General features: G+C 70.9%; 7 protein-coding genes. 4 read left to right on the top strand and 3 right to left on the bottom strand.

Features of this window, described 5'->3' with window-relative positions; translation table 11 throughout:
- The 3 genes from B9O00_RS28285 to B9O00_RS28275 form a co-directional block, all read right to left on the bottom strand.
- A partial coding sequence (locus B9O00_RS28285; RefSeq protein WP_143596375.1) for a transposase occupies positions 1–258 on the bottom strand: 258 nt, incomplete at its 3' end.
- 504 nt (positions 259–762) lie between these two features.
- Positions 763–1,092, bottom strand: a complete 330-nt coding sequence (locus tag B9O00_RS28280) for a hypothetical protein (RefSeq protein WP_159460353.1) — start codon at positions 1,090–1,092, stop codon at positions 763–765.
- 132 nt (positions 1,093–1,224) lie between these two features.
- Positions 1,225–3,048 (bottom strand): thiamine pyrophosphate-requiring protein, encoded by a 1,824-nt coding sequence (locus B9O00_RS28275; protein ID WP_085126086.1) that lies wholly within the window; start codon positions 3,046–3,048, stop codon positions 1,225–1,227.
- A 186-nt stretch (positions 3,049–3,234) separates the two neighbouring features.
- On the opposite strand from B9O00_RS28275, the gene B9O00_RS28270 reads away from it, so the two are divergent.
- The 4 genes from B9O00_RS28270 (at position 3,235) to B9O00_RS28255 (ending at position 7,410) form a co-directional block, all read left to right on the top strand.
- Positions 3,235–4,308, top strand: coding sequence for a TRAP transporter substrate-binding protein (locus tag B9O00_RS28270; RefSeq protein ID WP_085126084.1), 1,074 nt, complete (start codon positions 3,235–3,237; stop codon positions 4,306–4,308).
- A gap of 37 nt (positions 4,309–4,345) precedes the next feature.
- Entirely contained in the window at positions 4,346–4,888 is a 543-nt protein-coding gene (locus tag B9O00_RS28265; protein WP_085126082.1) for a TRAP transporter small permease, read from the top strand.
- Positions 4,889–5,143: 255 nt separating this feature from the next.
- Complete coding sequence (locus B9O00_RS28260; protein WP_085126080.1) at positions 5,144–6,466, top strand: TRAP transporter large permease; 1,323 nt, start codon at positions 5,144–5,146, stop codon at positions 6,464–6,466.
- Positions 6,467–6,636: 170 nt separating this feature from the next.
- Positions 6,637–7,410, top strand: a complete 774-nt coding sequence (locus B9O00_RS28255; protein ID WP_085126078.1) for an IclR family transcriptional regulator — start codon at positions 6,637–6,639, stop codon at positions 7,408–7,410.
- Positions 7,411–7,542: the final 132 nt, after the last annotated feature.

Below are 7,542 nucleotides of genomic sequence, written 5' to 3'. Positions count from 1 at the left end.
GTAGTCCAGCTGCTCCATCAGCTGGCGCTCCGAGCGGATCGAGTAGAAGGCCTGCAGCAGCAGCGCCCGCAGCAGCTTCTCCGGCGCGATCGACGGCCGCCCGATCCGCGAATAGAGCTCATCGAAACGCGGCGAGAGAACCTCCAGCGCCTCGTCGACGATCGCCCGGATCCCCCGCAGAGGATGATCCGACGGCACCCGAGCTTCGCAGCTCACGTAAGAGAACAGCTCGCCCGAACCCGCATCCCCGCCGCGCATGCCAAGCCTCCCTCGGCAACACCATGACGGAATCGAATCACCTCCCGCACAGAGCCGGAAGACACTTTTTCAGCAGCCTGTTAGAGGGGTGCTCCTGCCTAGTTTAGTCTTTCCCCTTGAAGGCTACCCCCGCACCCGGACTTCCACCAGCGCCAGCGTCTTCTCCCGCTTGACATGCCCGATCGCTTCGGCCCGCAACGCCGGCAACTCGGCGCCGTCCGCGACCCGACGGGCCCGGGCGCGGGCGCGGTTCGCCTCAGTGACCTTCGTGAAGGCGGGGGCGGGGCCAATGACGTCAGCGGCATGGCGTTGGCCCTGGCGGCGTAGCCCTCGGGGGTGAGACCGAGGACGGAGCGGCGGACGGGGGCCCATTCGACGTTGTTGAGGGTCACGGCCAGCAGGGACAAGGCCAGGGCCTCGGCGATCTGGTGGCAGGCGACCGGGTCGGCGAGGAGGTCGCTGCCGTCGGCCGGGGTGGCGACGACGGGGAGACCGCAGCGGCGGTCACCCGGGCTGCCGTTGCTTCGCTCTCTTGGCGACGCGTCGCTTGATCTCGTCCAGAAGGTTGCGCGCTTCGCAGAGCGCGAGGTGCATCCTGACGACGCCCCGGGGTCGCCGGGACAGCAGCCCGTCGATACTGAACCCGTACCCGATCCCGAAGCCCGCCGCTATCCAGGCGTTGAGGCCCAGGAAGGAAGTGAAGGGGTAGGCGAGGGGATGGCGGATCGGGCCGCGGAAGGAGCCGACGAGGGTCATCGGCCAGGCCTCCTGGCGGGCTTCCTCGTAGGCCTGCCACATCGCCTCGAGCCGTTCGGCCAGCTCGGCGTCGCTCATGGCCTTGTGGTCGAAGCGCAGGTTGATCGAAAGCACGGCTCGGACTCGCGGGATGCCCGCCCAGCATAGCGGGGTGCCGGGAAGCGGTCGGCCTGCTTCGAGGGGGCAGCACCCTTCCGGGGCCGCGCCGGATCAGGCCCGCACCCTGACCTCGACCAGCGCCAGCGTCTTCTCCCGCTCGACATGCCCGATCGCCTCGGCCAGCACCGCCGGCAGCTCGGCGCCGTCCTCGACCCGTCGGGCCCAGGCCCGGCTGGCCTCCGCGACCTTCACGAAGTCGGGCGTGGGCGCCAACGACGTCAGCGGCATGGCGTTGGCCTTGGCGGCGTGGCCCTCGGGGTAGAGGCCGAGGACGGAGTGGCGGACGGCGCCCCATTCGGCGTTGTTGAGGATCACGACCAGCAGGGGCAGGGCCAGGGCCTCGGCGATCTGGTGGCAGGCGACGGGGTTGGCAAAGAGGTAGGAGCCGTCGCCCATGGTGGCGACGACGAGGCGGCCGGGGTCGATGCCGGGGGCGCCCGACTGGTCGGCCAGCGCCATGCCGAGGCCGGCGGGGAAGGACCAGCCGAGGCCGCCGGCGTGGGGCTCCTGGTACCAGGAGTCGTGATTGCCGAGCGCCATGGGGGCGAGGGGGCAGCCGAGCTCCGAGAGCACGGTGGCGTGCTTCCCCGCCAGGGCGTCGGAGAGGCAGCGGGCGGCCCACTCCTTGGTCATCGGCCTGCCGCTGCCGGCGGCGGCAGCATCGAGCGCCTTCCTGCGGGTCGCGGCGGTGCGTTCGGTCACGCGGGCGCGGCGGGCCTCGACCGCGGCCTCGCGGCCGGCCCTGAGCGACGCCAGGGCCTCGGCCAGGGCGGCGACGCCCGCGGCGGTCTCGCAGGCCAGGGTCAGGTCGGAGCGGAAGTTGCGCACCGGCACGCGGGCGCAGAGCGGGTCGGGGGCGAGCTGGATGACCTTGGCGCCGGGCGCCGGGCTATGGATGTCCGGCGACCAGGGGGCGAGGGCGTCGAGCACCAGGACCACGTCGGCCTCGGCCAGCCAGGGCAGGGGATCGGCGCCGGCCGAGAGCGGGTGGTCGGTCGGCAGGGCGAGGCGCACGGCCCAGTAGTTGACCACCGGGATCGCCCAGTCCTCGACCAGCCTGCGGAAGGTCTCGACCCCCTCCGCCCCGCCGGGCCCGAGGGGGCCGGGCCCGCGCTGGGAGAAGATCACCGGGCGCTCGGCGGCGGCGAGCAGGCGCGCGGCCTCGGCGATCCCGGCCGGGTCGGGCACGCTGCGTGCCGGCTGCATGGACAAGGGGGCGTCGAGCCCTGCCGTCGGGCAGGGCTGGCAGAGCACCTCGCGCGGCAGGCTCATGTAGACCGGGCCCTTCGGGCTCGATGACGCGATGGCCATCATCCGGTCGACCAGCTCGGGCACCTGCTCGGGAAAGCGCAGCTCGTAGTCCCACTTGCTGGCCTCGCGCACCAGGGCCGCCTGGTCGCGCATCTCCTGGCCCCAGCCGATCGGCACGCTGCGCGCGCCGAAGCGGCCCTGCTCGACGGTCGGCGTGCGGCCGGAGAAGAGCAGCACGGGGATCTGCTCCAGCGCTGCGTTGATCGCGCCGATCGCGCAGTTGGCCAGGCCGACGTTGGTGTGGGCCATGACCGCCTGGGGCCGGCCGGTCGCGAGATAGTAGCCGTGGGCCATGGCCATGGCGGCGCCCTCGTGGGGCATGACCAGGGCCCGGGGCAGGGCGAGGTCCTTCGCCGCGGCCTCGGCCAGGCCCTCGATGACCGGCGGGAAATCCGTGCCGGAATTTGCGAAGATGACGTCGACGCCGACGGCCTTGAGCCGCGCCAGCAGCGCGCCGCCCGCGGTCAGGGTCGCTGCGGGGGCGCCGGTCGCGCTGCGGCCCGGCGCCGCAGCGGGGCTGGCGCCGGTCGAGGCAGGCTCGGTCGTTTCGGTCTTGTCCGCCATGGTTTTTTATAGTTGAAATGGAGAATTCAACATCAGATTGACAACGGCAGGGCGGCCCGTCAACGTCGCCCGACTGGCCTGGACCGGAGACCGGAAGGCCGGTATTGATATGACAACACGCTCTGGGGCCCGGCCTGCCGTCGGCGCCGCAAGAGCGGGAAAGAACCAAACTGGGGAGGACGGGTCATGACTCGCTGGACGCGTAGAGACGTGCTGAAGGCCGGCGCCGCGGGCGCCCTGGCCGCGGGGACCTTTGCCGGCTCGGCGGCGCTGCCGCGCCGTGCCGCGGCGGCCGACGCCAAGTACACCCTGAAGCTGCACCACTTCCTGGGCCCGACCTCGCCGGCCCAGGTCAAGATGCTCGCCCCCTGGGCGAAGCGCGTCGAGGAGGGCAGCGGCGGCGCGGTCAAGATCGAGATCTATCCCTCGATGTCCCTGGGCGGCAAGCCGCCGGAACTGATCCGCCAGGTGCGCGACGGCGTCGTCGACATCGTCTGGACGGTCAACGGCTACACGCCGGGCCTGTTCCCGCGCAGCGAGGTCTTCGAGCTGCCCTTCGTGCACACCAACGACCCGGCGGCGACCAACCTCGCCATGGCCGACCTCTACAAGCAGGACCTGGCCGTCGAGTACAAGGGCATCAAGCCGCTGTTCCTGCACGTCCACGCCGGCCAGGCGATCCACATGGTCGACACGCCCGTGCACACGCCGGACGACATGGCCGGCAAGAAGATCCGCATCCCGACGCGCACCGGCGCCTGGGTGCTGGAGGCGCTGGGCGCCAATCCGGTCGGCATGCCGGTGCCGGAGCTGCCGCAGGCGCTGTCCAAGAAGGTCGTCGACGGCGCGCTGATCCCCTGGGAGATCATCCCGGCGCTGAAGCTGCAGGACCTGATCAAGGACTACATCGAGGGGCCGAACAAGGCGCGTCTCGGCACCACGACCTTCCAGGTCTCGATGAACGGCGACAAGTGGGCCTCGCTGCCGAAGGAGATCCAGGCGGTCTTCGAGAAGGAGTCCGGGGACGACTGGCTGAAGGAAGTCGGCAAGATCTGGCGCGAGAACGACGACCACGGCATCGAGATCGCCGAGAAGGCCGGGGGCACGCACATCGTCCTCACCGACGAGCAGTGGGCGAAGTTCCACGAGAAGCTGGAGCCGGTGGTCGGCCGCTGGGTCGACGAGGTCAAGGGCAAGAGCATCGACGGCAAGGCGCTGGTCGAGGCCGCCCGCGCCGCGATCGCCAAGCACACGATGTAGCCCGGGCGCGATCCCGGGAGAACGACGGCAGGACGACATGGCAGCCGCCGGCGCGCGCAGCCTTCTGGACCGGGCCTTCGACGCCATCCGCTGGGTGGCCGAGGCCTGGGCGCTCGTCGGCGGCCTCCTGCTGGTCGCCGTGGTGCTGGTCAACGCGGTCAGCCTGGCCGGCAACATCCTGCTCAGCCAGCCGGTGCCCGGCGACTTCGAGATCGTCGAGGTCGGCGTCGCCGTCGCGATCTTCGCCTTCCTGCCCTACTGCCAGCTGACCGACGCCAACGTCACGGCCGACATCTTCACCGCCGGGGCGAACCGCTTCTGGCAGTCGGTCTTCGTGCTGGTCGCCTCGGCGATCGCGCTCGGCTTCTCGGTCATCCTGCTCTGGCGCATGTGGTTCGGCCTGCTCGACTTCCGCACCTACGAGGAGGTCACGACGATCTACCAGTTCCCGCTGTGGATCGCCTACCTGCCGATCCTCGCCTCGCTGGCCCTGCTGGTGCTGGCCAGCCTGGTCACGCTGGTCGAGGCGGCGCGCGGCCGGCCGGAGCTGTCGATTGCCGTGCCGCGGGGCTCGGAGTGAGGCGGCGGAGGCTCTGCGGCGTGCCGGCGCTCCGACAGCCCTCGACGGGCCGCCATGAAAGCGCGGCCTCGCTTCCTCCGTCATCCTCGCGAAAGCGAGGATCCAGAGAAAGAGGCGGCGAGCTCAGGCAGTCGTCCGTCCCTGCTGACGGCGTCTTTTTCTGGATCCTCGCTTTCGCGAGGATGACGAGAGAGGGGGGCGGGATGGCGCGTGGGCGCCCGCGCCGAGCCGTACGCTCCGCCGACAGGATTTGCCATGGAATCTGAACTGCTGATCGGCCTGATCGGTCTCGTCGCGCTGATCGGGCTGATCGCGATCCGCGTGCCGATCGCCTATGCGATGATGCTGGTCGGCGCCGTCGGCACGGTCGTGCTGTCGGGCCCGGCGATCCTGCTGTCGCAGCTCAAGACCCTGGCCTACGGCCAGTTCTCGATCTACGACCTGTCGGTCGTGCCGATGTTCGTGCTGATGGGCAACATCGCGACCCGCGCCGGCCTGTCGCGCGACCTGTTCCGCGCCGCCAACGCCTGGCTCGGCTGGATGCGCGGCGGCGTCGCCATGGCGGCGATCGCGGCCTGCGCCGGCTTCGGCTCGGTCTGCGGCTCCAGCCTGGCGACCGCCTCGACCATGGGCCAGGTCGCCCTGCCGGAGCTGCGCCGCTACAGGTACAGCCCCTCGCTGGCGACCGGCACGGTCGCCGCCGGCGGCGTGCTGGGCATCCTGATCCCGCCCTCGATCGTGCTGGTCGTCTATGCCGTGATCGTCGAGGCGAACATCACGACGATGTTCATCGCGGCCTTCGTCCCCGGCCTGATCGCGGTGCTGTTCTTCCTGATCACCATCGCGATCTACGTGCGCCTGGTGCCGGACGCCGGCCCGCGCGGCGACCGGGTCAGCCGCGAGGAGATCGTCGCCTCCTCGATCGCCGTGCTGCCGGTCGCGGTGATCTTCGGCCTGGTCATCGGCGGCATCTACTTCGGCTTCTTCAACCCGACGCCGGCCGCGGCGATCGGCGTGTTCCTGGTCGCCGTCTACGGCCTCGGCCGGCGCCTGGTCGGCTGGCGGGAGCTGCGCTCGGCGCTGCTCGACACCGCCAAGACCTCGGGCATGATCTACCTGATCCTGCTCGGCGCCGAGCTGCTCAAGATCTTCATGTCGCGCGGCGGCGTGCCCCAGGCGGCGGCCGAGATGATGGCCAGCAGCGGCCTGCCGCCGCTCGCCATCATGGCGCTGCTGCTGGTCGCGCTGATCTTCCTCGGCTGCCTGATGGACAGCCTGTCGATGATCCTGCTGGTGATCCCCTTCTTCTGGCCGGTGATCGCCCAGCTCGACTTCGGCCTGGGCGCCGAGCCGACCAAGGTCTGGTTCGGCATCCTGGCGCTGATCGTCGTCGAGCTCGGCCTGATCACCCCGCCGGTCGGCATGAACGTCTTCGTCATCAACGCGATGTCGCGCGACGTGCCGATGAGCCAGACCTTCAGGGGCGTCATGCCCTTCTTCTTCGTCGAGCTGCTGCGCGTCGTCCTGCTGCTCGCCTTCCCGGGCATCACCCTCTTCCTGCCGCGGCTGCTGGGGTAGGCGCTATCGCCCTCCCTCTCCGCCCCTTGGGGGGAGAGGGCCGGGGAGAGGTGGGGGCGGCGGTGCGGCCCGGAGACAGCGGGAAGGTGGCGCGGTCGGACCCCACCTCTCCCTGACCCTCTCCCCCCCAAGGGGCGGAGAGGGGAAACCCTCGGGAGCCAGAGAACACCTTGTCCGTCCAGCTCAACGCTTCCGTCCTCAAGGCCTTCGCGATCCTCGGCCTGTTCACGGCCGAGCGCAGCGAGATCACCGCGGCGACGGTGGCCGCGGAGCTCGGCCTGAACGGCGTCACGGCGCACCGCTTCCTGCGCACGCTGGAGCGCGCCGGCGCCCTGGTCGCCGCCGCCAAGGGCGTCTACCGCCTGGGCTTCCTGCTGGTCGACCTGGGCGACCGGGCGACCCACCAGGCCCAGCTCGGCCGCACCCTGCAGCCGGTCCTCGACGCGATCACCCGCGACATGAACGAGGCCTCGATGGTCACGGCCTTCCAGGCCGACATGGTGGTCTGCATCGCCCGCGCGCTGTCGGGCCGCTCGCTCTCGGTCGACATCCGGGTCGGCAGCCAGCTCGACGGCTACTGCACGGCCAACGGCAAGCTGTGGCTGGCCAGCCTCCCGGCGCCGGCGCTGGCGCGCTACCTCGACCTGGTCGAGCGCCGGCCGCTGACCGGCGCGACGATCGTCGAGCGCGCGGCGCTGCTGGAGGAGCTCGAGCGGGTGCGCCGCCAGGGCTGGGCGAGCAACGAGAACGAGCGCGAGGAGGGCATCCGCGCCATCGCCGTCCCGGTCACCACCCACGAGGGCCGGATGATCGCCGGCCTGTCGGTCTTCGGCCCGACCCTGCGCATGACCGATGCCGTCATGGCCCGCGCCCTGGAGCGCCTGCGCGCCGCCCGCGCCGAGATCGAGCAGGCGATGTACGGCGAGAAGGCGGCGGAGGGGTAGGTTCTCCCTCTCCGCCCCCTTCGTTGGCCGTCATCCTTGCGAAAGCAAGGATCTAGAGAAGGGAGCGGCAGGCGCGGACCAGCGGCCGTCTGCACGGGCGTATCCTTCCTCTGGATCCTCGCTTTCGCGAGG

The organism is Tistlia consotensis USBA 355, from assembly GCF_900177295.1.
Classification (GTDB): domain Bacteria; phylum Pseudomonadota; class Alphaproteobacteria; order Kiloniellales; family DSM-21159; genus Tistlia; species Tistlia consotensis.
Note: the sequence above shows the minus strand (reverse complement) of the source record. Positions and strands in the feature narration are given on the sequence as shown.